General features: G+C 60.1%; 20 protein-coding genes. 3 read left to right on the top strand and 17 right to left on the bottom strand.

Annotated elements, in window-relative coordinates:
* Positions 1 to 22: 22 nt before the first annotated feature.
* Entirely contained in the window at positions 23 to 427 is a 405-nt protein-coding gene (locus tag AM218_RS13270; protein WP_054414334.1) for a hypothetical protein, read from the top strand.
* On the opposite strand, the gene AM218_RS13265 is transcribed toward AM218_RS13270, so the two are convergent.
* From AM218_RS13265 to AM218_RS13245, 5 genes are all read right to left on the bottom strand, one after another.
* Positions 420 to 722, bottom strand: a complete 303-nt coding sequence (locus tag AM218_RS13265; protein ID WP_054414333.1) for a hypothetical protein — start codon at positions 720 to 722, stop codon at positions 420 to 422. The genes AM218_RS13270 and AM218_RS13265 overlap by 8 nt on opposite strands.
* 192 nt (positions 723 to 914) lie before the next feature.
* Positions 915 to 1124, bottom strand: a complete 210-nt coding sequence (locus AM218_RS16850; protein ID WP_157547663.1) for a hypothetical protein — start codon at positions 1122 to 1124, stop codon at positions 915 to 917.
* A 214-nt stretch (positions 1125 to 1338) separates the two neighbouring features.
* Positions 1339 to 1680, bottom strand: coding sequence for a hypothetical protein (locus tag AM218_RS13255; protein WP_157547662.1), 342 nt, complete (start codon positions 1678 to 1680; stop codon positions 1339 to 1341).
* Between the two features lie 113 nt (positions 1681 to 1793).
* Positions 1794 to 2948, bottom strand: coding sequence for a trypsin-like peptidase domain-containing protein (locus AM218_RS13250; RefSeq protein ID WP_054414330.1), 1155 nt, complete (start codon positions 2946 to 2948; stop codon positions 1794 to 1796).
* Positions 2949 to 2996: 48 nt separating this feature from the next.
* The gene (locus tag AM218_RS13245; RefSeq protein ID WP_054414329.1) at positions 2997 to 3584 is read right to left on the bottom strand and encodes an RNA polymerase sigma factor; all 588 of its coding nucleotides are present in this window, start codon (positions 3582 to 3584) and stop codon (positions 2997 to 2999) included.
* A 135-nt stretch (positions 3585 to 3719) separates the two neighbouring features.
* On the opposite strand from AM218_RS13245, the gene AM218_RS13240 reads away from it, so the two are divergent.
* Positions 3720 to 3950 (top strand): hypothetical protein, encoded by a 231-nt coding sequence (locus tag AM218_RS13240; RefSeq protein WP_054414328.1) that lies wholly within the window; start codon positions 3720 to 3722, stop codon positions 3948 to 3950.
* Positions 3951 to 4124: 174 nt separating this feature from the next.
* Here the strand turns inward: AM218_RS13240 and AM218_RS13235 are convergent, their stop codons facing one another.
* The 6 genes from AM218_RS13235 to AM218_RS13210 form a co-directional block, all read right to left on the bottom strand.
* Positions 4125 to 5906: a hypothetical protein gene (locus AM218_RS13235; RefSeq protein ID WP_054414327.1), complete on the bottom strand. Its 1782-nt coding sequence runs from the start codon at positions 5904 to 5906 to the stop codon at positions 4125 to 4127.
* A 4-nt stretch (positions 5907 to 5910) separates the two neighbouring features.
* The gene (locus AM218_RS13230; protein WP_197273972.1) at positions 5911 to 8118 is read right to left on the bottom strand and encodes a DUF4175 family protein; all 2208 of its coding nucleotides are present in this window, start codon (positions 8116 to 8118) and stop codon (positions 5911 to 5913) included.
* A 20-nt stretch (positions 8119 to 8138) separates the two neighbouring features.
* Entirely contained in the window at positions 8139 to 9674 is a 1536-nt protein-coding gene (locus tag AM218_RS13225) for a BatA domain-containing protein (RefSeq protein WP_054414325.1), read from the bottom strand.
* A gap of 29 nt (positions 9675 to 9703) precedes the next feature.
* Positions 9704 to 10582 carry a DUF58 domain-containing protein gene (locus AM218_RS13220; protein ID WP_054414324.1) on the bottom strand — a complete coding sequence of 293 codons (879 nt, stop codon included), beginning with the start codon at positions 10580 to 10582 and terminating at the stop codon, positions 9704 to 9706.
* 164 nt (positions 10583 to 10746) lie between these two features.
* Positions 10747 to 11724, bottom strand: a complete 978-nt coding sequence (locus AM218_RS13215; RefSeq protein ID WP_054414323.1) for an AAA family ATPase — start codon at positions 11722 to 11724, stop codon at positions 10747 to 10749.
* A 92-nt stretch (positions 11725 to 11816) separates the two neighbouring features.
* Complete coding sequence (locus AM218_RS13210; RefSeq protein WP_044511213.1) at positions 11817 to 12440, bottom strand: DUF4159 domain-containing protein; 624 nt, start codon at positions 12438 to 12440, stop codon at positions 11817 to 11819.
* Positions 12441 to 12627: 187 nt separating this feature from the next.
* Here AM218_RS13210 and AM218_RS13205 point away from each other — a divergent pair, with 187 nt between their 5' ends.
* A complete protein-coding gene (locus AM218_RS13205) occupies positions 12628 to 13257 on the top strand; it encodes a porin family protein (protein ID WP_054414322.1) in 630 nt (209 codons plus the stop codon).
* A 196-nt stretch (positions 13258 to 13453) separates the two neighbouring features.
* Here AM218_RS13205 and AM218_RS13200 read toward each other — a convergent pair whose 3' ends face one another.
* The 6 genes from AM218_RS13200 to AM218_RS16845 all read right to left on the bottom strand — a co-directional run bounded on the left by AM218_RS13200 (position 13454) and on the right by AM218_RS16845 (position 22279).
* Positions 13454 to 14779 (bottom strand): TldD/PmbA family protein, encoded by a 1326-nt coding sequence (locus AM218_RS13200; protein ID WP_054414321.1) that lies wholly within the window; start codon positions 14777 to 14779, stop codon positions 13454 to 13456.
* 42 nt (positions 14780 to 14821) lie between these two features.
* Complete coding sequence (locus tag AM218_RS13195; protein ID WP_054414320.1) at positions 14822 to 16474, bottom strand: TldD/PmbA family protein; 1653 nt, start codon at positions 16472 to 16474, stop codon at positions 14822 to 14824.
* 95 nt (positions 16475 to 16569) lie between these two features.
* Complete coding sequence (locus AM218_RS13190) at positions 16570 to 17904, bottom strand: TldD/PmbA family protein (RefSeq protein ID WP_054414319.1); 1335 nt, start codon at positions 17902 to 17904, stop codon at positions 16570 to 16572.
* A gap of 56 nt (positions 17905 to 17960) precedes the next feature.
* The gene (locus AM218_RS13185) at positions 17961 to 19610 is read right to left on the bottom strand and encodes a TldD/PmbA family protein (protein ID WP_054414318.1); all 1650 of its coding nucleotides are present in this window, start codon (positions 19608 to 19610) and stop codon (positions 17961 to 17963) included.
* Positions 19611 to 19948: 338 nt separating this feature from the next.
* On the bottom strand, positions 19949 to 20992 hold the full coding sequence (locus AM218_RS13180) for a 5-methylcytosine restriction system specificity protein McrC (RefSeq protein ID WP_054414317.1): 1044 nt from the start codon (positions 20990 to 20992) through the stop codon (positions 19949 to 19951).
* Positions 20993 to 20998: 6 nt separating this feature from the next.
* Complete coding sequence (locus tag AM218_RS16845; RefSeq protein WP_054414316.1) at positions 20999 to 22279, bottom strand: AAA family ATPase; 1281 nt, start codon at positions 22277 to 22279, stop codon at positions 20999 to 21001.
* Between the last annotated feature and the right edge of the window lie 160 nt (positions 22280 to 22439).

Below are 22439 nucleotides of genomic sequence, written 5' to 3'. Positions count from 1 at the left end.
ACTTTTCCTGGGAGGCCTTGCTATGCAGTTAACTCCTATTCTTGATACGCCGGGTATTTCTATTGGGTATGATGCCCAAAATCAGTGGTTGTATGCAGACTGGAAAGGGGAACACACGCAGGATTCCTCGCAGACGGGCTGCATGCTGATGCTGGACAGCCTCCGGGCATTTCCCTGTCACAAAATTCTGAACGATAACTCCAACATCACGCGTACCACAGTGCAGCTCACGTTGTGGGGCGCCTGGTGGCTGGAAGAAATGCAGCGGGCCGGCCTGCAATACGTGGCCTGGGTTTACCCGCGCGACTTTGAGGCTCGCCTGGCTACCGAAGAAACGGTGCAAAGAATAATGCGGCCCGTGGTGGGCACCTTTGATGATGTGGCTACGGCCTACATGTGGCTGCAGCGGCAACCGGTCATCAGCTAGTAGGCTGCCACCACAGCGCCGTACCCGGCAATAGCGCCGTGGTCGTGCTGCTTTCCAGCAGCAGACCCACCACCATAGCCGGTGCCGACTCCGCCTGGTCGCCGGCAAACTGTACTTCCTCAACCGTGGCCGCGATGGGCAACTGGTCCTCCGGCGCATCCCCGATAAATACTTCCAACGCACTGTGCAGGGGCAATTGCTGCAACACGGCGCTGGGTTTTGCAGGCAGGACCAGCAGACCCAGACCGGGTACATGAATACTGCGCGCCACCCGGAATAATATCTCAAATGCCATAAAAAAAGCCGGGTCTGCGTACCGTAGGAAAGTTCCCTTGTACGCAGACTCGGCCTTCCGGATGGTATGCTTTGGGTTGCTGACAAAGCCGATTTTAAGCCCTTGCACCCCGGCTATGAACCGAGTGCCCGGAAAATCTTGTCCGTAACCCAGCCAGCCTTTCCATCAGGCGGGGCCGGCGGCATGATGAGCCTAGTAACGCTGACGGCGCATTTTGCGCAGACGCTTGGCATTGGAGCGCAGGCGTTTCTTCTTCTCTGATTTAGAAACCCAGCTGCTGTTACCGGCAGCTACACTAGTAGTAGAAAGCGACGCAACCGAAACAGTGGCGGCATGGGTGTCGCCTGCCGACAGCAGGACAATCAGGGCACCTCCCAACAACGAGTAGAAAGCAGATTTCATAGTGAAGAAGAATTTATATGAATAAAAACAGATTTTTTTGATGCGTCAAAGTAAAGGCTATTTCTGGTATAATGCAAAAAAATGTTAATTATGATATAATAATTCGATTAAACGGCAAAAACCCACTAAAAAGCCCGCCTGCGCTACCACTTCCCTTTAAGAAAGTAGGAGCGCAGGCGGGCCTGCTTATTCCCTGAAAAAGGGAAGAAATTATTTAGCCAATCTGGCGGGGAGCCTTCTTTTTGGGCTCGTCGTCGGAGCTGTCTTCAATGGCTTCTGCCACGCGCTGCGTCAGCAGCACGGCACCCACCGCTAGCACCGAAATACCGATAATTAGCTGGGTAGTAGTGAACCGGTGGCTGGCTTTGCGCAGCAGCGCGCCACCATGCTTCAATAGGTCTTCGATATGATCATTGTTGCCCGTAAATACATGGTAGGCACTCTCAAAAGTGCGGGCAATGTCTTCGGGCAGAATTTTTTCCAGGTTTTGATCCAGCTCAGTGCTCATGGTGTTTGGAATGAAGAGAGGTAGATAGACGATATGGGGGTTAGGCATGCTGCGGAAAGCCGCGAGGCTGTGTACGCAAAACCCCGCGTAAAGGCTGCCCGGGAATAAAAAAAGGCCTGTCCGCGAGGAACAGGCCTTTTTAGGAAATAGGGAGAGAGAGTCTATTCGTAAACTTTCACTACAAACACGTAGTCCTGCAGCTTGCGCACCTGCTGTGCCCGCGAGGCGCCGGCCAGCTGGTTGGTGCGCGGCATGTTGTAGGTAGGCCCGGAACTGGCCGCCGAAAGTGAGTCGACCAGCCGCATCAGATAAGAGGACTTGGTAGCAAAGGCGGCACTCTGCACATCCATCTGCTTGCCGCTGATGATGCCAATCAGGTTGCCCCGGTCATCCAGCACCGGGCCGCCGCTGTTGCCCGGGTTTACCGGAATAGAAATCTGATAGAAGCCCGTGTCGCCTTCAAAGCCGGAGCGGGCACTCAGCGAGCCTTCGCCAAACACCACATCCTCGCGGGGGTAGCCCAGCGTGTACACCCGCTCGCCCAGGTCAGCAGAGCCGCGCTTGAAGGAGTAGGGCAGGCGCCCGAAGGATTTGAATTTCTTGTCGTTAATGCGCAGAATGGCCAGGTCGTGGGCTGCATCGGAGAATACCGGCTCGGCGCGGTAGCGCTGCCGGTCGCGGCCCTCAATCATCAGCGAGTCAGCACCCTGAATTACGTGGTAGCTGGTTACCAGGTAGCCATCGGCGGTGAGGGCAAAGCCCGTACCGCCAAACTTGCCGGGGTTCAGCTCCTCCGGCGACTTGGTGCCGTCTATCTGCGTAATAGCCCGGTTAATGGCGCGCTGGTTGCGCTTGATGCGGTCCATTTCCCGGCGCAGCACTGTGTAGCCGTAGGTAGAAGGCCGCTGGGCCGCCCGCCACCATTCAATTCCGAGTAAAGTGGCAAACACCGCCAGCACGGCCACCGAGGCTGCCACGGCAATAGTGGCGCGGTGCCCACTCCAGAAATCACGCAGCTTGCGCTCTACCGGCGAGATATACACTTTGGGCATGGCAGGGATGCCGGTTTCCCGTACTTCGGCGGCCGCGGCCTGCTCGGCATCCAGCTCTGCCTGCACGGCCTGCAGCTTGCGGCGGGTAGCCTGGCGGTGGCCATAGGCCCGCATGGTGCCCGTCAGCTCCTCAAAATCGGCGTAGCGGCGCGCAAATACCGGGTCGGCCGCCAGGCGGCTTTCCAGCTCGGCGCGGGTGGGCGCGTCCAGTTCGCCTTGCTGGTAGGCTTCAAATAGCTCGTAATAGTCAGCTTCCGTCTTCATAGCAGTGCGGCAGGTGGGTGAGGCCCGCGGTGAGCTCCGGCAACGGTATCAGTACAGTTCTTCCTCTTGATAGTGAGTGAAAAATAGCTTCTTTAACCGCACCAGGCACTTGTATTTTTGATTTTTGGCGTTATCTGCATTCGTGTAGCCAAATTCAGCGGTTAGTTGCTGCATCGACTTATCCAACAGATAAAAGCCTTCTAAAAGCGAGCGGCAGGGCTCACCGATGCGCTCCAGTGCCTCCGCCATAGTGGTGAGGCGCCGGTCGCGCTCCTCGGCCAGGGCCAAATCGGCCTCGGCTCCGGTTTCGAGATAGGGCTCGTGGTCTTCGAGACGCACGCCGAAGCGGCTTTTCTCGGCCAATCGTTTCAGCCACAACCGGCGGCACACCGCGTAGAGGTAGGTCTTGATCTGGCAGCTGAGCTCCAAAGAGCCTTCGCGTACCTTCTCATAGAATACCATCACGCCTTCCTGATACACATCCTTGGCTTCATCCTCGGTGCCGCTGTTCTGCTGCACAAAGTGAAGGACCATCGGAAGGTGCAGGCGGTAGAGGTGTGCCAGCGCCCGGTCGTCGCCGCGGCGAATAGCTGCCACGAACTCTTCATCGGTATAGGAAGGTTGACCCTTACCCATTCGCTTTGCTTCTTAATACGTTGCGCACCCTGTGGTAACCCATGAAAAAAACTTTTTTACAAAGTGGGTTACCTTTCTTCCCGGCAGGTATGAAGGGCGTTTTTCAGACTTTTAATTTTCAAACCTAACACCAAAATGAAGAATCTGCTCAAAGTTTCTGCTGTTGCCGTTCTGTTCGCTGCTGGCCTGACCTCTTGCGAGTCTAAAACCACTGAGACCACCGAAACCACCAACGTAGAAGCTACTGCTCCTGCTACCACTGACTCTACCGTTACTACGGAGTCGACCACGGTTACTACCGACACGACGGCTGCTGCTGCTCCTGCCGCTACCACCACGACTACCACGACCGAAGAGACCAAGTAATTGCAGCGTTAGAGGCTGGCAGCGTAAGCCGCTAACTTCTGACTCTCCCGGCCCGAATGCCCGCAAGGGTGTTCGGGCCGTTTTTTTTATCCTTTTGGCGAAGATATTCCTGCTGTACCGCAGCCAGGCCTATAAAGTTTTAGGCGAAGCCCGGGCCGGCCGGCCGGTGTGGGTTTATAGTTTCTCTTCCAGCCACATAAAGCCGGCGGCTGCTACAAAAAGAATAAAAAACCACCAGCGGGGCCAAGCCACTTCCCGGGCATAAGCGTCGGGGCTGCTACCCGGCTGCAGGGTAGGCTGCATTGCCAGCCGCTGCTGCCACGCCAGCCGCTGCGGACCTTGCCAAACGGAGTCGTGGTACACATATACCCAGTGCGGCGGTTGCCGGGCCAGCTGCACCTGATGCCACCCCGCCGTGGCGGGCCAATATGTGGCTGTGCTCCATTCGGGCAGGCGTGGGTCCTGCTCCAACGCCAGCGGGGCTGTAGTCCCACTCGGCGCGCGGACCACCGGCGGCGCGGCCGGGAAGCCCGTAGCAGAAAGCTGCAGCGTAAGCGGCTGGTTGGGGCGGGGCCAGTACGGCTGTGATTTCCAGGAGGCTGCTGCGGGCTGCGGGCGGGCTGCCGCCGTTAAGAGCAAGCTCCAGTAAGCATCATAAATGGCGGGGGTGTTTTGCAGCAGCCAGCTGAAGGTTTCCGGCACGGTAGATACCACCACCTGTCCCAGGCCTACCCGGTGGCGCGCCGCTACCGCCCGTTGTTGCTGATCAGAAACCAAAACATAAGAGCTGGCCGGAAGCTGCAGCGTGGCCGTAACCGTTGCCGTGGGCCTGCCAGCCGGCATGGCCGGCCAGCGCAGCCCACGAGGCTCGGTAGCCGCTACCGGCCGCAATGTAAAGCCTGCCCGACCGGGCATGGCAGTCGGTAGCTGCTGACCTTCCGCCAGCACTATCAATCCTAGACCCTGCTGCTGCACAGCCGCCCGCAGGCTGCTCACTTCCGCCGCCGAAAGCGTGGGCAGAATGCCTGCATCGGCCACCACTATATCGTAGCGAGAGAGAAGCGGGTTGTTGAGCGAAGCCAGGGCGTGGGCCGTCTGATTCACCACCTCCGTCTGCACGATATTCCGGCTCACGCCCACCCGCAGGCCCACAGCGTGCCGGCGCGCGGCCAGGTGGTTTTTAAGGAACTTGAATTCGAATGAAGGGGCGCTACTGAGCAGCAGCACCCGTAGCGGCTGCGCGGGAAGCACCTCCACCGGTAGGGGCTCTACGGCTATTATGTTCTGATTTTGCCGCAGCACCAGCTCAAATACGGCCGGCCCGGTGGTGCGGGGAATCGCCTGGAGCCGGAAGGCCGCGTTGCCCGGGCTCAAGCGCACAGAGTCCTGGGGCACCCCCGCCACCCGCAGAATAACCCAAGAGGCGCCCGCCGATTTAGCCAGACGGCCTTCCACCCAAAAAAGCTGGCCCGCGGTCAGCTGATGAGGCCAGCCAGCGTTCTGAATGCCGGGAAGCACAGCTGGCGGATGAATAACCAGCCGGTTGACTGGCAGTGCATCGGCTTCGGCGGGCGGCAGGCCGTTTCCCAGAATATGCAGGCGGTGCAAGGGCGGCTGTCTCTCAAACAGGGCTGCTACCTGCCGCACGGCAGGCGTGTCGCCCGCTACTTTCCCGTACCGATAGACCGGAGTGGCTGGCCCTAGCTTTTGGAGCAGCTGCCGGAGAGAATCGGGCTGGTAGCCGGGGGTGAGCAGGATGGCCGTGCCTGCCGCCTGCCGAATGGTGTGAGTAGGCGGCTGCGCCATAGCCCAGAGGCCCGCACAAGCCAGCCAGCCGGCCACGATGCGCCCCGCCAGCCAGTGCCGGTTAGGGCGGCGGATGGCTGCTACCGTCATGCCAAGGGCCAGGAGCACACAAAAGGCGGGGAGCACAACCGTAGGGAGATAGAAAGTCATACGGCTAGCGAAGCTCCTGGAAATAACGTTGGGAAAGCCGGTCGGGGCCCGGCTGCCGGACGGGCGCCGGAGGGGGAGTGGGCAGCAGGCGGAGCAGGGCGCGCTCTATCACCAGCAGGCAGCTGCGGCAGGGCGGCTGTTTGGCCCGGAGCCGGCCCGTGAGGCTGCGCAGCTCCCGCAAGGCCCCTAGATAAGTGCCGGGCTTATTTAAGGCCTCCTGGGCCAGGGCCTGCCCGGCCTGCTCCAGCACCAGTGCATCGGTAGCGGCAGGAGTGGCGCCCTGCTGCAGGCGCTGCACAACGGACAGGGCCGCCCGCGCGGTTTTCCGGGGCGAGGCCGGGGCCGGAACGGCCCGCCGTATGGCAGTTCCCGAAGCATTGCCCAACTCCCCGGTCAGGCGCAGGGTGGCCTCGGGGAAAACCGGTGGCTCAAAGCCCGATTTTTTCACGTAGGCCCGGGTTTGCTGCTGCACTTGCTTTAGCAGGCGCAGGGCTTTGTATTCGAAGGGCAGAGCGGCGGCAGGCTGGCCTGTGCGCAGCCGCAGTTCGGCCTCCCACATCTGACTGAGTACAATACTTAGCTTGGCTTTCACCGCGGGTTCCAGAAAATCTGCCGTTTCCGCGTCATCGTGGGCATGCACGTAGGGTTCCATCAACCGAGTCGCATCGGCTTCTGACGTCACTGTTGCGGCTTTTTCATCGTGATGCTCGTGCTCATCGGGCCCCTCATGCTTTTCCGCTACGATGGCAGAGTCCGACAGCACCGCAGCGTCGCCAATGCTTTCGGAGAATTCCTCGCCCATAAACTGGCCGTAGCGCAGCCGCAATACTTTCTGGTCGTAGCCGATAGTGTTGGAGCGCTCCAGCAGCGCAGCTTCAGAAAGGCCGCGCTTTTCGGCCAGCAGCTTTTCGGTATCAATAATGATTTGGCGCTGGCTGCGGAAATAAGCTGGTACCACATTTACGCCCAGAGCCATGTCGGTGCCGGAATCGTCCACGGTGGTGTCTTCCCACTGCACCAGGTAGCTGTCGGAGCGGGCAGTGCGCTGGTGGTTGTCCCAGGTCTGCACGTAGAAATATACTTCGTCGCCGTAGGTGAGGCCCAGTTGGGGGAGACGCAGCAGGTGCGCCAGGGTAGCCTGCACCGGCTGGCCACGCAGGCTGCCGCTCAGCTCCGTAGCTACTTCCCTAAACTTCACGGCCTCGCCCTGGCCCTGGGCCACGGTAGCCACCAGGCGGGCCCGGGTCAGGCCGTAATCATCCTGCAGCAGCACGCGCACCGGCACCTGCGGCTTCATGCCAAACTCCACCAGGGTATAGGGCTTCGGCGTCTGAATGCGCACCGTAGGGGCCTGGTCGGGCTGTACGTTGATGGCGTAGTCATCGGAATTCTGCCCCGCAAAGCGCAGATGGTAGAGCACCGATGAGGTAAGCGTAGCCTGCGCGGTGAAGGTATTAGCCTGTCCGGCTACGGGGCGGAACGGGAGGGTTTGCTTGCCCAGAATCAGTTGGGGCGGCTGCTTGGCGGCCCGGCTCACGCGCACGGTCCAGCGTACCACAGACCCTTCCGGGCAGCGGAAGGAAGGCTGCTGAGCGGCAAAAGCAGCTTGCCGGGTGTAGGCCGGCGGGCTGATCAGGACGCGGGTATCCAGCAGGCGCGGGGCAGCGGGCTGGCCTCCGGCAGCGGGGCTTTCAGGAAACCGGATGGCCAGGGCCGGAGTTGCATCAGAACGAAACGATGGGCTTGATTTCCAAATATTTAATCCGGCGGCCAGCAGCAACAAGCCCACGGTCAGAAGTAAGGTGGGGCGCCAATTGATGGGCAGCAATGTCCGCTGGTCAGCAGAAAGCACGGCGAGACGGTTGATGGCGAGACGGTTGATAACGTGCTGCTGCTGCAGGCTCTCCAACAAGCCTAGTTCATCGGGTTGGCGCAGCAGCAGGCCGGCGCTGTCCTCTAACTCAGGATACAGGCGGTTGAGCTGGCGAGCAGTATGGGCTAAATCAGGCTGCCAAAGCCGGAAGACCTGCCACAGGAGCAAGGCAAGCCCCAAAAAGCCCAGAATCAGCGTGGGCGTATGCCAGTCGGTTCCGCGCTGCCAGGCCATTAGCAGCACCAGCAGCCCCGCCAAAGCCGGCAGAAGTGCCCGCACGGTTTGCTGCCGCGCCTGCTGGTAGGCTACCTGCTGCAAGAGCAGATGCGGTGTTGCCAACGTTTGGTTTTCCGTTACCCTCATACGGCAGATGCATTAACAACCGGTACCCGTGCCTGCCGGGACGCTACCAGCCGCTCAATAGCCCATAAAATCCCTGCCGCCAGTATCCACCAAACCCGCAAATCCAGCGCAACCGGGCTTTTCACAACGGGTTGCGTTGCTGGGGGAATATCTTTAAAGCGCTGTAAAAGCGAATGTGGCAGCGTGCGGAAATCGTGCGCGGGATGCAGCGCTGGTTTGGGGTACAGCAGCGGCAAAAGCAGGGCCGGCAGTTCTGCGGTTTCCCCTAACTCACTCCAACCGGCCTGAAAACGGGTGTGCAACTGATACTGTCCGCCTTTTTGGACAGGGGTATAAGTAAGCAGCGGCTGCCCAGTGGCATCAGCCCATAAGGTAAGTGCGCGGTTGGAGGCTACAGCCCCGCCCCGCCGCTGAACACGGACCATCGGACCTTCCGGAACAGGAGCAAAATGCGCTGCGACCGGCTTGCCCGAGCCGCCTGCTACCTGCCAAATGTTCAGACCGGTAGCCATGCGGGCTTTCAGTTGGGCCGGCAGCGGCGCCTCCGTTAGCCAGAAAACCCAGTCCAGCGGCTTGGCGGCGGGGGGCGCATCAGCGGAAACTATTAGCTGTAGGGGCATGGCTACGCCCAAGGATGCGGCCCGCAGGGCGGCGCGCACGTGGCGGGCTTCTTCGGCGTAGGCTGGGGTTGCTTGCACCCACACGCGCCAGGCGTCCGTCCGGACGGGAATGGTATCGGTGGCGGAAACCAGCAGGGCGCGGTCGGCAGAAGCCTGATACTGCCAGTTGCCTAGACCCGGCACGGCGATGGGCTGGGAAGATACCAGCCGCGTGATGATGCGAAAGGTGGTGCGGTTTTCCGCGCTGCGGCCCAACACCAGGGTAAGGGTAGTAGGGGAGGGACGAAAAGCCGCCTGCACCCAGGTGGCAGAGTCATCCAGGGGAACGGCGGTCCAGGCCAGGCGCCGGGACAGCGCAGGGCGGCTGCCCTGAAAATTCCGGAGCCTTGCGGAAGTAAATGCCCACAGGCGGCCCTGGGAAAAGGAATCGGTGGCCTGCTGCAGACGTGCCCACAGGTTCTCTACGGGTTGCGGTTTTGGGCTGGCCGGGTACGCCGAATCTGGCCGCAGCCAGGCGGCAGCGGGCACTACTGGAAAGCCGCGCTGCAGCAGCCGCAACGAATGCCCTTGGCGGCGGAGCGAATCTATCTGCGGGCGCACGGCCTCCACGCCCCGAGAGGTCAGTAGCTCCGGGCTGATGAGTACGGGACCCCGCAACGGCTGGGCCGGGCGTTGCCAAACCGGGCCGGCCAGCGCCAGGGACAGCAGGGCCAGCACCGCTACGCGCAGCAAAAACAACAGCAGCTGTTCCGGACTAAGTCGGCGCAACCGGCGGTTAGCCCCGGCTTCCAGCCACCGCAAACTGCCTACCTGCACCGTGCGGCCGGGCCTCCGGTTCCACAAATAAATGGCCAGAGGTACCGCCAGGGCACCCAAAGCCAGTAATGCGGAAGGAGAAAGCAGCTTAAACAAAGAGGAGAAAGTATGCGGGTGAAAAATAGTTAGCGCAGCAAAAACCGGCGGCGGTGCAGAAACTCGCGCATGGCCCGGGTCAGCGGCTCGTTGGTCGTCAGCAGGTGATAATCGAAGCCCTGGCGGCGGGCATCAGAGGCCGTGTCGCGCAGCCAGGCGGTTAGGTTCTGCTGCCAGGTGGCGCGCTGCTGGTCGGCATCCAGCTGAAGGGTGCGGCCGGTTTCCAGGTCTTCCATGGTCAGGGAGCCGCGGAAAGTAAAGTGCTGCTCGTTGTGGGCCAGCAGGTGCAAAAGCAAAACCTCGCCGGTAGCGGCCCGCAGACGCACCAGCAGGTCCATGATTTCGCCTTCGGCCTCATATAAGTCGCTGACGCAGATGGTCAGGCTGCGCCGGCGCGTGGAGGCCAAAGATGCCAGGGCCGGGGGCTCGGGAAACTGACCCTGGGCGGTGGTTTGCTCCAGAGCGTGAAAAATGCGCGCCAGCTGGCGGGTATCGTTGCGGGCCGGAATGTGCTGCAGCCCGGCCGGGTGCAGAATGGTGAGGGCCACGGCGTCGCCCTGCTGCTGGGCCAGGTAGGCCAGGGCGGCCAGCACCAGCCGGGCGTAGTCCAGCTTGGTCAGGCCGTTGTCGTCGCGGTGGTTCATGCTGGCGGTGGCATCCAGCAGCAGATGCACCGTGAGGCTGGCTTCCACCTCCGATTCGCGGATGTAGTAACGGTCGGAGCGGGCAGCCAGGCGCCAGTCCAGGCGGCGCAGGTCGTCGCCGGGCTGGTAGGGGCGGTACTGGCTGAACTCCAGCCCCGAGCCCCGCTGCCGGCTTTCATGCTGCCCGTGCATAAACTCCTCCGCAGCCTGCCGGGCAGCCAGCGGCAGGTTTTTCAGCGAGTGCAGGAGTTCGGGGGAAAGCATGAGTTAGGAGTTAGTTGAGGATGACTAAAGGTTGAGAGGAAGAGTGTCATGCTGAGCGGAGCCGAAGCATCCCGCTCGTGGTCGTTTGATTACTGTGGCAACATCCGCACGCGAGATGCTTCGGCTCCGCCTCTGCATGACGGACTATTTTAATCAAGCAGCAATTAAAGCTTCACCGCTTTCAACAGCTCCACTACCGCATCATCCGGAGTAATATTCTCGGCTTCGGCGTTGAAGTTCAGCAGCACGCGGTGGCGCAGCACGGCCGGGGCCAGCGTGTGCACATCATCCGGCGTGGCCGCAAACCGACCCTGCAACAGGGCCCGGGCTTTAGCGCATAGAATAAGCGCCTGCCCGGCCCGCGGCCCCGCGCCCCAGCGGCCGTATTGCTGGATGAAAGGCACCGTGGAGGTAGTGGGCCGGGTGGCGCGCACCAGGCGGTTCACAAAATCGAGCAGCTCCGGACTCATGCTCACCTGCCGCACCAGCTCCTGCAGCTGCCGGATATCGGGGCCGCTGAGCACGGAGTTCACCTCGGCCCGGTGGGTGCCGGTGGTGCCGCTGAGGACGGCCAGCTCTTCCTGCTCCGAAGGGTAGCCCATGCGGATGTAGAGTAGAAAACGGTCGAGCTGGGCTTCCGGCAGCGGGTAGGTGCCGCTCTGCTCAATGGGGTTCTGGGTGGCCAGCAGGAAAAACGGCTGGGGCAGCGCGTGTTCCTGCCCGGCGTAGGTGACGTGGCCTTCCTGCATGGCTTCCAGCAGCGCCGCCTGGGTTTTGGGCGGCGTGCGGTTGATTTCATCCGCCAAAACCAGGCTGGCGAAAATGGGGCCTTCGTTGAATTTGAAGGACCGGTGCCCGGTACCGTGGTCCTCTTCCAGCACCTCGGTGCCCAGAATATCGGTGGGCATCAGATCCGGGGTAAACTGTATGCGGCGAAAAGGCAGATCCGTAGCGGCGGCCAGGGTGCGCACCAGCAGCGTTTTGGCCAGACCCGGCACGCCTTCCAGCAGCGCGTGCCCGCCCGCCAGCAGGGCTACCAGGACTTCGTCCAGCACCTGCTGCTGGCCCACGATGACCTTGCCAATTTCCTGACGGAGTGGGGCGAGTTTGGCAAGCAGCAGGCGGAGTTCTTGTTCAGTCATAAAATTCAGTATGTCAGACCGAGGTATCTCGCATGCTGACGTTTTGTTTCTCTTAATTATTGCCCGGCCAAATGCTTCGACCTGGTCCTGGGTTACACAGTTAGAGCATACAGTAAAATATTGACCCCAAACTTGGTGTTGTCTTCGGCCAGGAAGCGCTTGTTGCGGAAGTCGTAGTCCCACTCGCAGCCGTAGTCTTTGTTGGAATAGAGCACGCCCAGGCGGCCGTTTATTTCGATGCCTTTCAGGTAGTCGTGCACCAGGTCGTCGCCCCAGCCGTTGAGCTCGAAAGCGGTAGGCGGCGGACCTTCCTTAAATTTGAAAAACTGGAAGTAGAGCGGGTGCGTGTTCGGGATTTTGCGCAGCGCCCCGGCCCCGAAACACTGGCGCATCTGCTCCTCAAAAGAGCGCGCAAAAAGCCCGTCGATATCGTGGTTGCAGTCATCGACAAACACAAACCCGCCGCCGCGCACATACTGCGTGAAGTTCTTTTTCTCCTGCTCTGAGAACTGCACCAGCCGGTGGCCGGAAAGGTAGCAGAACGGGTAGCGAAACAGCTCCTCAGAGTCCAGGGCCACTACTTTTTCCTTCGCGGCAATGGGCACTTTGGTGTACTCCACCAGGGAGTGCAGCAGGTTGGCGGGCATCCGTTCGTCCACGGCATCCCAGTCGCCGGAGTGGTAGCTGAGGCGTACGAAGGTGAACGGGGCGGGCATAGCGGGGCGAATACGTGCGGCAAAGACAACACCGAGCCCACAAAGGTGGCTTAGAGGCTTGGGCAAAAGGTGAAAAAAAGCGAAATAGCGCCGCAATCTGCTTCCGTGTGGCACGTTTATGCCAGCACACCGTGGTTCTATTCTTCTGCCAAGTTACTTCCGCACCATTTTACCCCTTGCAACTGCTATGAAAAAACTTATCCTGCTGCTGGCCGGCCTGTTGGTGGGCGGCGCGGCTTCCGCTCAAATAGGCCTGAAAGGCGGCCTGAATGCTGCCGTACTCGATGGGGAGCAAATCAGCCAGAAAACGGAGTACAACTATACCTATCACGCCGGCCTGTTCTACACTTACAATCTGGTAGGCGCGCTTTCCATCCGGCCGGAGCTGCTTTACTCCCTGCAGGGGGCTGACTTTAAAGCCGCCCAAGAAGACTACGAAACCAAGCTGCACTATCTGAACCTGCCCATCCTGCTCGACCTCAAAATCAGCCGCCTGCACCTGCAGGCCGGGCCGCAGTTTGGGATGCTGCTCACAGCCAAACAGGCCGGTACCGTGCTGGTGAGCTACGACCCCGCCACCCAGATGGAAACCTACGGCAGCGTAAGCCACCAGGTAAACGACCAGTACAAAAAGCAGGATTTCAGTCTGTGCGTGGGCGCCGAGCTGGAGCTGCTGGCCGGCCTGCGCGCCGGCGGCCGTTTCAACGCGGGCCTCACCGATATTGCTGACTACAAAGACGTGCGCAGCCCCGATGATCCGCACCTCAAAAACCGCGTGGTGCAGGCCTATCTAGCGTTTCAGCTGGGGGGCAAGTAGGAGTAGTTGTCTGCAATAAATAGTTGTCTGTAATAAAATAAAACAGCTGTCATCCTGAGCAAAGCGAAGGACCTTATCACGTCTGAACGATAATCGTAACCACGACTCGTGCTAACATGACAAGGTCCTTCGCTTTGCTCAGGATGACAGCTGTATTTTTAATAGTGTTGTTAGTAGCAGTAGTTTTTAGCTGCTGCTACACCGCGTCCGACAAGCTGGTGAACGTGAAGTCCCGGATTTTCAGGGGCGGTATAACGTTGCCGCCCAAGCGCACGGGTTTGCCCAGGGCTTCCACGTTGTTGAGCATAATCACCGGGCTTTCGTTGAAGCGCATGTTTTTGATGGGGAATTTGATCTTCCCGTTCTCAATGTAGAACGTGCCATCCCGCGTGAGGCCGGTGACCAGCAGGGTTTGTGGGTCCACGTCGCGGATATACCACAGGCGCGTGACCAGAATACCTTTGGCGGTGCCCTTAATCATTTCCTCCAGGCTCTGGGTGCCGCCGCTCATCACAAAGTTGCCGGCGAATGCGCTGGGCTCTACCTTGTTTTTCTGAGCCCAGAAGCGGGTGTAGTACAGGTTTTTCACCACGCCCTTTTCAATCCAGGGCATGCGCTTCACAGGTAGCCCCTCGTTATCAAACACTCCACCCGGCGCCGTGGCGTTCTGCGGGTCAGTGTAGATGCTGATGCGGTCATCGAAGAGCTTCTCGCCGGTTTTGTTGCCGCCGCCTTTTTTGCTCAGAAACGAGCGGCCTTCGTCGGCTTCGCGGGCGTCCAGGGCATACACCAGGCGGTTCAAAAGCCCTTCATCCGATACCAGAGCGGCCGGCTCCAGAATCACGGTGTACTTGCCGGGCTCAATGGCGCGGGCATTCACCGAAGTCGCGGCTTTATCAGCGGCACGCTTGGTGAGGGCCTTGGCATCGAAGCTCTTCACATCGGCAAAGTCGGCCACGGCATAGCCGGAGCCTTTGCCGTCGGCTGTGCGCACTGTTACGCTGTAGTCAATGTTGGTGAACTGCTGGTAGGCTTCCAGTCCTTTGCTGTTGCGCAGGGCCTGAAACGAAGACGCATCTTCCAGAAAACCGGCTGACGTAAGCTTGCGGCTTTCGCAAAGGGCAATACTGTCGCCGGCCGCCTGCGCCCGCATATCCGGCGTAATGGCCGCCGTGGCGGGGACAAACGTGGCCGGCGTGAGGTACTGCTGCGGCCCTAGCATGGGCACGTATTCCGGGTCTTCGGGCGCCAGGCGCGCAATTTCCTCGGCCCGCTTCACGCACTGGCGCAGCGTGGCGTCATCAAACTGGTTGCAGGTAGCCACGCCGGATTTCTTGCCGAAGCGCGCTTCCACAACCAACGACACGTTATCGGACATGCCCGCGGTGCTCACGTTGTTGCGGGCGTAGCGGATGTTGCCGCTGAGGCGGCCCTGCAGCGTGCCCGCGCACTCATCAGCCTGCGAGAAGCTGAGTACTTTTTTCAGGATAGCCTGAGACTCTTCTTGGGAAAGGATAGGCATCGGAGGAAAGCAGAAGGGTGGAGAAGATAAACCAGCGGGTGCTTACCCAATTTTGCGGGCCGTGTTGATGACGTTTACACCATTGAAGCGCGTGGTGCTGGAGCCGTGGCTCACGGCCGAGCTTTGGCTGGGCTGGCCCTTGCCATCGTTGAAGAAGCCCGCAAACCGGTAGTCCGACTGGTCGCAAACGGCCGAGCAGCTGTTCCAGAATTCCTGGGTGTTCGACTGATAGGCCACATCCTCCAGCATGCCCGTGATTTTGCCTTTCTCAATGGCATAAAACACCTGTCCGCCAAACTGGAAGTTGTAGCGCTGCTGGTCAATGGAGAAGGACCCGTTGCCGGCTATGTAAATGCCTTTATCCACGTTCTTCACCATGTCGTCCACACTGAGCTTGGCAGCTCCCGGCTTCAGGCTCACGTTCGGCATGCGCTGGAACTGCACGTCTTTCCAGGACTGCGCATAGCAGCACCCGTCAGACTCGTTCTGGCCAACCATGTGCGCCTGGTCCCGGATTTTTTCATAGTCCACCAGCGTGCCTTCCTTGATCAGGTTCCACTCCTTGGTTTTCACGCCTTCATCATCGTACCCCACCGCGCCCAGCGAGCCGGGCTGCAGCTTATCAGCTACAATGTTCACCTGCTTGGAGCCGTAGGGCTTGCCCAGCTTTTTCCATTCCAGCGTAGCGAAGGAGGTGCCCGCGTAGTTGGCCTCGTAGCCCAGCACGCGGTCCAGCTCCAACGGGTGGCCAACGGATTCGTGAATGGTCAGGCCCAGGTGGTGCGGGTCCAGCACCAGGTCGTACTTGCCAGGTGTTACGGATTTGCAGCTGAGCTTTTCCTTGGCCTGCTTGGCGGCGCGGGCGGCATCTTCCAGCATGTCGTAGCTGTACTTGTAGCCCACTACATCGGAGCCCTGGGGGCCAGCTACTTTATCCTCGGCCTTGGGCGTGAGGTACTCGTAGCCCATGCCCATGGGGGAGCTCAGCGCCTGCCGACTGCGAAACTTACCCGAGGTACGGTCGACCACCGTTACCCCAAACGTGGGGTAAATGCGGTGAATATCCTGGTCGATGTAGGAGCCATCCGTGGAGGCAAAGTACTTCTGCTCGTTCACCTGAAACAGCACCGAATTCACGAAGCTCGCGCCGTTTTCCAGGGCTTTGGCGTTGGCCGCCAGCAGCAGGTCTACTTTATCTTTTACGGGTACTTCAAAAGCGTTTTGCTTGATGGGTGCTTTCCAGCTCACCTCGCCGTAGCCTTTCTGGGGCGCCAGCCGCACCTGCTCCTTCTGTACTTTGGCATTGGCCTTGGCAATCTGCACCGCCAGCTGGGCCGCTTTAGCCAGGCCGGCTTCCGTTACGGTATTGGTAGATGCAAAGCCCCAGGTGCCGTTGGCAATTACGCGCACGCCGGCCCCAAAGCTCTCCGAGCTGAGGATGTTCTGCACCTGCTTTTCGCGGGTGAAAATGCCCTGGTTGAGGTAGCGGCCAATGCGCACATCGGTATAGGTGGCGCCGGCGGCTTTCGCCGCGTTCAGGGCGGCGTCGGCCAGGCGCTTTTTCACGGCTACATCAAGGCCACCCTCCAGCAGTTGCTCGGGGCTGACGAGTGCGCCGGCAAAGCCGGGCAGGCTGGGCAGAAACAAGGCGCCAGTCGCCAGACCGGTTATGCCCACAAAATCACGTCTTTTCAAAGGAGTACAGGTAGGGAGTGAAGTAGGACCCGCCTACCCAACGGCGGCCAGAAAAAGGTTGCCCCTGCTTCTGGCCGCCATTGGGCTGACAGTTATTACACGGCGTCAGAAAGGCTGGTGAAGGTGAAGTCCCGGATTTTCAGCGGGGGCACCAGATTGCCGCCTACCCGCACGGGTTTGCCCAGGGCTTCCAGGTTATTGAGCATGATAATGGGCGACTCATTGAAGCGCATGTTCTTGATGGGGAATTTAATCTTCCCGTTCTCAATGTAGAAGGTTCCGTCGCGGGTGAGGCCGGTGTACAGCAGAGTTTGCGGGTCTACCGGGCGGATGTACCACAGGCGCGTGACCAGAATGCCTTTGGCCGTGCCCTTGATCATGTCTTCCACGCTTTGGGTGCCGCCTTCCATAATCCAGCCACCGGGCGAGGGCAGGTCCGGAATACCCGATTTCTGGGCCCAGAAGCGGGAACTGTACAGGTTCTTCACCACACCCTTCTCCACCCAGGTTACCTTCTTCTGCGGGCGGCCGTCGCCGGCGAAAGTCAGGTCCGGAATTTCGGCGTTGGTGGGGTCGGAGTAGATGGTTACCCGCTCATCGAAGAGCTTCTCGCCCTTCTTATTTCCGCCGCCTTTTTTGCTCAGGAACGAGCGGCCTTCGTCGGCGTTGCGGGCGTCCATGGCACTCATCAGCGCATTCAGCAGCGAGGCGTCGCTGTTGGCTACCAGAGCGGCGGGCTCCAGAATCACGGTGTACTTGCCGGGCTCAATGGCCTTAGCATTGCGCGACATGGAGGCTTTATCGGCCGCAATTTTTGTCAGGCGGGCCGCGTCAAATTTGCTGGAGTCGTTATAGTCCGCAGTGGCGTAGCCGGAGCCGGTGCCATCGGGTGTGCGCACCGTTACGCTGTACTCCAGGCCGGTTTGCTGCTGATAAGCCTCCAGCCCTTTGTTGTTGCGGCGGGCCACAAAGCCGGCCGAGTCAACCAAAAATGCGGCGGAGGAAAGCTTGCGCTCATCGCACAGCGCCATACCGGCCGCTACCTGTTTGGCCCGGAAATCGGGGTTGATGCCGGCCGTGCTGGCCGCATATGACGAAGGCGACGTCAGGTACTGTTGCGGCCCCAACATAGGCATGTACTCGGGGTTTTCCGGGGCCAGGCGCGCAATTTCTTCGGCCCGCTTCACGCATTGGCGCAGCGTGGCATCATCAAACTGATTGCAGGTGGCTGTGCCCGACTTCTTGCCGAAGCGGGATTCTACGGCAAGGGCTACGTTGTCATCGGCGCCGCTGGTGCTGATGGCATTGCGCGCCGAGCGCACGTTGCCGCCAATGTTGCCCGTGAGCGTGGCCTCGCACTCATCGGCGGTGCTGAAGCTCAGTACTTTTTTCAGGATGGCCTGGGATTCTTCTTGAGAAAGGATTGCCATGAAAATGGATGTCTTTTGAAATAAGGGTTCGACTGCGCAAAACAGGACCGGCAGGTTTAGCCGATTTTGCGGGCCGTGTTGATGACGTTCACGCCATTGAAGCGCGTGGTGCTGGAGCCGTGGCTCACGGCCGACACCTGCGGCGGCTGGCCTTTGCCATCGAAGAAGGAGCCGAACAAGCGGTAGTCCGACTCGTCGCAGATGGCCGAGCAGCTGTTCCAGAATTCCTGGGTGTTCGACTGATAGGCCACGTCTTCCAGCATACCGGCAATTTTGCCTTTCTCAATGGCGTAGTAGGCCGTGCCTCCAAACTGGAAATTGTAGCGCTGCTGATCAATGGAGAAAGACCCGCGGCCGGCTATGTAAATGCCCTTGTCCACGTTCTTAATCATGTCGTCCACGCTCATCTTTTCTTTGCCGGGCTTCAAGCTGATGTTGGCCATGCGCTGGAACTGCACATCCTGCCAGGACTGCGCGTAGCAGCACCCATCCGACTCATTCTGACCCACCATGGCCGCCTGGTCGCGAATTTTCTGGTAGTCTACCAGCTTACCTTCCTTGATGATATCCCACTCCTTGGTCTTCACGCCTTCGTCGTCGTACCCCACCGCACCTAGCGAGCCGGGCTGCAGCTTATCGGCCACAATGTTGACGATTTTGGAGCCGTAAGGCTTGCCGGATTTTTTCCACTCCAGCGTAGCGAAGGAAGTGCCGGCGTAGTTGGCTTCGTAGCCCAGCACGCGGTCCAGCTCAGTGGCGTGACCCACAGATTCGTGAATGGTCAAACCCAGGTGATTGGGGTCCAGTACCAGGTCGTATTTGCCCGGCGTAACCGACTTGGCGGTGAGCTTCTCCCTGGCCTGCTTGGCGGCCAGCGTAGCATCTTCCAGCATGTCGTAGCTCTTCTTATAGCCAACCAGACCGGTGCCGGCGGGGCCGGCAATCTTGTCCTGGGCTTTCGGAATCATGTACTCGTAGCCCATACCCATAGGAGAGCTGAGCGCCTCGCGGGAGCGGAACTTGCCCGAGGTACGGTCAATGGCCGTCACGGTGAAGGTGGGCCAGATACGGTGAATGTCCTGGTCGATGTAGGAACCGTCCGTCGAAGCAAAATACTTCTGCTCATTCACCTGAAACAGGGCCGAGTTGACGTAGGTAGCGCCGTTGTCCAGGGCCTTGGCGTTAGCAGCCAGCAACAGGTCTACCTTGTCTTTTACCGGTACCTCAAAGGCATTCTTTTCGATGGGCGCTTTCCAGGTTACTTCGCCGTAGCCTTTCTGGGGAGCAAGCTGCACTTTGGCTTTCTGCACCTTGGCGTTGGCCTTGGCAATTTGTGCAGCCATTTTAGCGGCATTGGCAATTCCGGCTTCGGTTACCGTGTTGGTAGCGGCAAAACCCCAGGTACCATCCACAATTACACGTACACCGGCGCCAAAGCTTTCGGTGCTGGTAATGTTCTGCACCTGTTTTTCGCGGGTGAAAACATATTGGTTCAGGTAGCGGCCAATGCGCACATCGGCGTATGTGGCGCCGGCTGATTTGGCGGCATTCAGGGCGGCATCGGCCAAGCGCTTTTTCAGGGCAGGATCAATGGCTTCCAGCAAACGGTCGGGGTCCACGGCGGTACCGCCAAAACCGGGCAGGCTGGGCAGGAACAGGGCACCGGCTGCCAGACCGGTCACACCTACAAAATCACGTCGTTTCAAAAGCGTAGAAGTGTTAGGAGATAGGGAGAAAAGAGAGGGTGAACCACAACGTAAAACGTGGCGGAAGGACGCCGCCTGGAAATCGAAGGCTGCTTGCCGGTTGGAAAATAGCACACATGAGATGATATATCATCTAGTGCCGAAATTCTAAACCACGGATTCAGGCGGATTTTGTGGAGTCCACGGATTTCAGAGACGATTCTTTCCCGCCAACAGCCTCACCAGCGGCGAAGCTTTTCGGTTGATTTTTAGATGCTAGCTGTTGATAAGTAATAGGTTGCGTCTCCATCCACTTCTACCGACTGGAGCCGTCCCCAAAATCGGCTTGAACCACGGATTCAGGCAATCAGCGCCAGCAGATCAGCGGCAATGCCCGCCCAAGGCTGGGCCAGGTCCAGGGTAGCTACCCGCACTGGAAAACCGCCCAGCGTGTAACGCAGATCTACAGTGCGCGTGGTGGCCGGATACAGCAGAATACCTTCCAGCTGCTGCCCAGGCAGATTAGGCTGATTCTGCAGGTAGGCGTAGAGCTGGTAGAGGTGAGGGGCAATGAGGCGCTGCTGGTTGTAGCGCGTGCGCAGCGCGGCTGCGTAATACTTGGTATCCAGGATGAGCTTCCGGTCGGGCGCTTCCAGGGTGGTATCGGTAATCATGGCGGGCAGCAGGGCCAGGTCTTCGGCCCGCTCGGCGGCGGCCTGCCACTGAATGGTTTCCGATAGTACCCGGTAGCGGCGCTGCTCCAGCCGATAGAAGTTGCGTACAAACTGCTCAAACAGCCGCGCCATCAGCACCTCGTCGCGGCGGAAGTCCCGGAAGCGAAAAGCACCCTCAGTATCCGGCTCGGGCAGGGCGCTGGCGTGCAGCAATTCACAGATATGAAGCAGAAACCGCTCAGGGCCGGTGTGCTGCTGGCGGCGCACCAGATGCAGGGTGTGGCTGCTGAGCGGCAGCGCCGCTACTCCCGCCGGAAAACGGCCCAGCACCAGGCGTACTTCGTGGCGCAGCGCGGCGGGCAACTGGCGGGAGCGGCCCAGCTGTTGCAGCGTACCCAGCAGTAAGCCATTCAGCGGCGTGTTATAGCCCAGCTCATCATAAGCACACACGGCCCGGCCGCGGGGCAACAGATTGCGCAAAAGGGTAGGGGCCAGTAGCACCCGCCCGCGCAGTTCCGGCAGCTCCTCTTCCCGCTCAGTATAAGTCTGGCGCAGACCTTGTTTCAGCTGTCGGCGCAGGGCCGTGAGCAGCAGGCGCGTGAGCAGCTCTACCGGCCGGTGAAATTCGGCTGCCTCCACCGTCTGCAGCTCGCCCGGCTCTGGCAGGCGGTTCCAGGCGTAGCAGAGCAGGTAGTAGAGGTTCTGAATGGGAATCACGGCCGCCGACATAACTGGTTAGCTGCCCAGCAGGCGTTTGATTTGTGCGGTGGCTTTGGCGGGCTGGTCCAGCCAGTATTCCGTGAGCAGCGGCGCTATTTCCTGGGTCAGAATCAGGTGCAGCCAGGCTTCTGCTTCGCTTACTTTCTGGGGCGGGTGGCAGAAGTAGCTGTGGCCAATGCGGAAATCGGGACCCAGGTCGGGGTCGTCGGCAATGGTTTGGTTGAGTTCCGTGAGGCGGGCAGTGAGGCGCTGGATAATGGCGGCCGGCACGCCCTGCCCGGCCAGAAACTCCTGCAGGGGAGGCCCAAACTCCGGCTCCAGATTCACAAAGGCAAACCGCCGCCGCAGGGCATAGTCCAGGGGGGCTAGGCTACGGTCGGCGGTGTTCATGGTGCCGATGACGTAGAGGTTTTCCGGCACGAAGAAGTGCGGGGCATCAACTGGGGTGTAGGGGAGGCGCACGGCGTGGGCGGGACCGCGCTTGTCCGCTTCCAGCAAGAGCAGCAGCTCGCCGAAAATACGGCTTACGTTGCCGCGGTTCAGCTCGTCAATCAGCAGAAAATACGGCCGGGTGGGGTCTGTGGCGGCCTGGCGGCAGACGTCCGGCAATACCCCGTCCGTGAGGCGGAACGTGCCGGCGGCATCGGGGCGGAAACCCTGTACAAAGTCCTCGTAGCTGTAGCTGGGGTGAAACTGCACCAGCTCCGTGCGGGCGGCATCGGTGGCACCCAGCAGGAGCCAGGCCAGCCGCTGAGCCAGGAAGGTTTTGCCGGTACCAGGCGGGCCCTGCAGCAGCAGGTTCTTGCGGCGCTGCAGGCCGGCTAGGGCAGCATCCAGCTCCTCTTCGCTGATAAAAAGCTCGGCCAGGGCCTGGGCCCGGGTGTAGGTGGCCGGGGTTTCGTAGGGCGCGGTGGGCTCGGCTGCTATGGCAGCAGTGGAAGGATGCGGCGGGGCTTTGCGGGTGGGGCGGCCGGTGTACAAATCTTCCAGCCGCTCCTGTTCGGCCACGTCGCTGTCTAGTGGGGAGTTGGCCAGGGTGGGGCGCTTGGCGGCAATGGTGAAATCGAGTTGCTCCAGCAGGCGGTTGGTAGCCGCGCCGCTGGGAAGGGGCCACGCCGCCTGCGGCTGCTGGGTCGCTAGGCGGTAGGCCAGCTGTGCCACGGCGCGGGGTGGATAGCGCCGGCCGCGGTACACCAGGTCGTACACGGTGCTGGGCGGCAGGCGCTGGCCTTCGCGCTCAATCTGGCGGAGGGCGCGCAGTACGTGTTGGCGGGTGAGAGGAAACAGTTCGGGCATTCGGCTAAATGTACGCGCAAAACCGATTTGGCGGTACATCGGGGCGGTAGAACTGCTTTCCCTTTACGGGAGGTAACTCGTTATTTCTCTTCGCCGAGGTAGATTATTTTTTTGCATAGTACCTTGTTTAACATATTACTGATGAATACATTTGGCTTTC

Origin of the sequence: Hymenobacter sp. DG25A, assembly GCF_001280305.1 — a bacterium.
Lineage (GTDB): Bacteria > Bacteroidota > Bacteroidia > Cytophagales > Hymenobacteraceae > Hymenobacter.
This window is presented reverse-complemented; position numbering and strand designations above follow the sequence as displayed.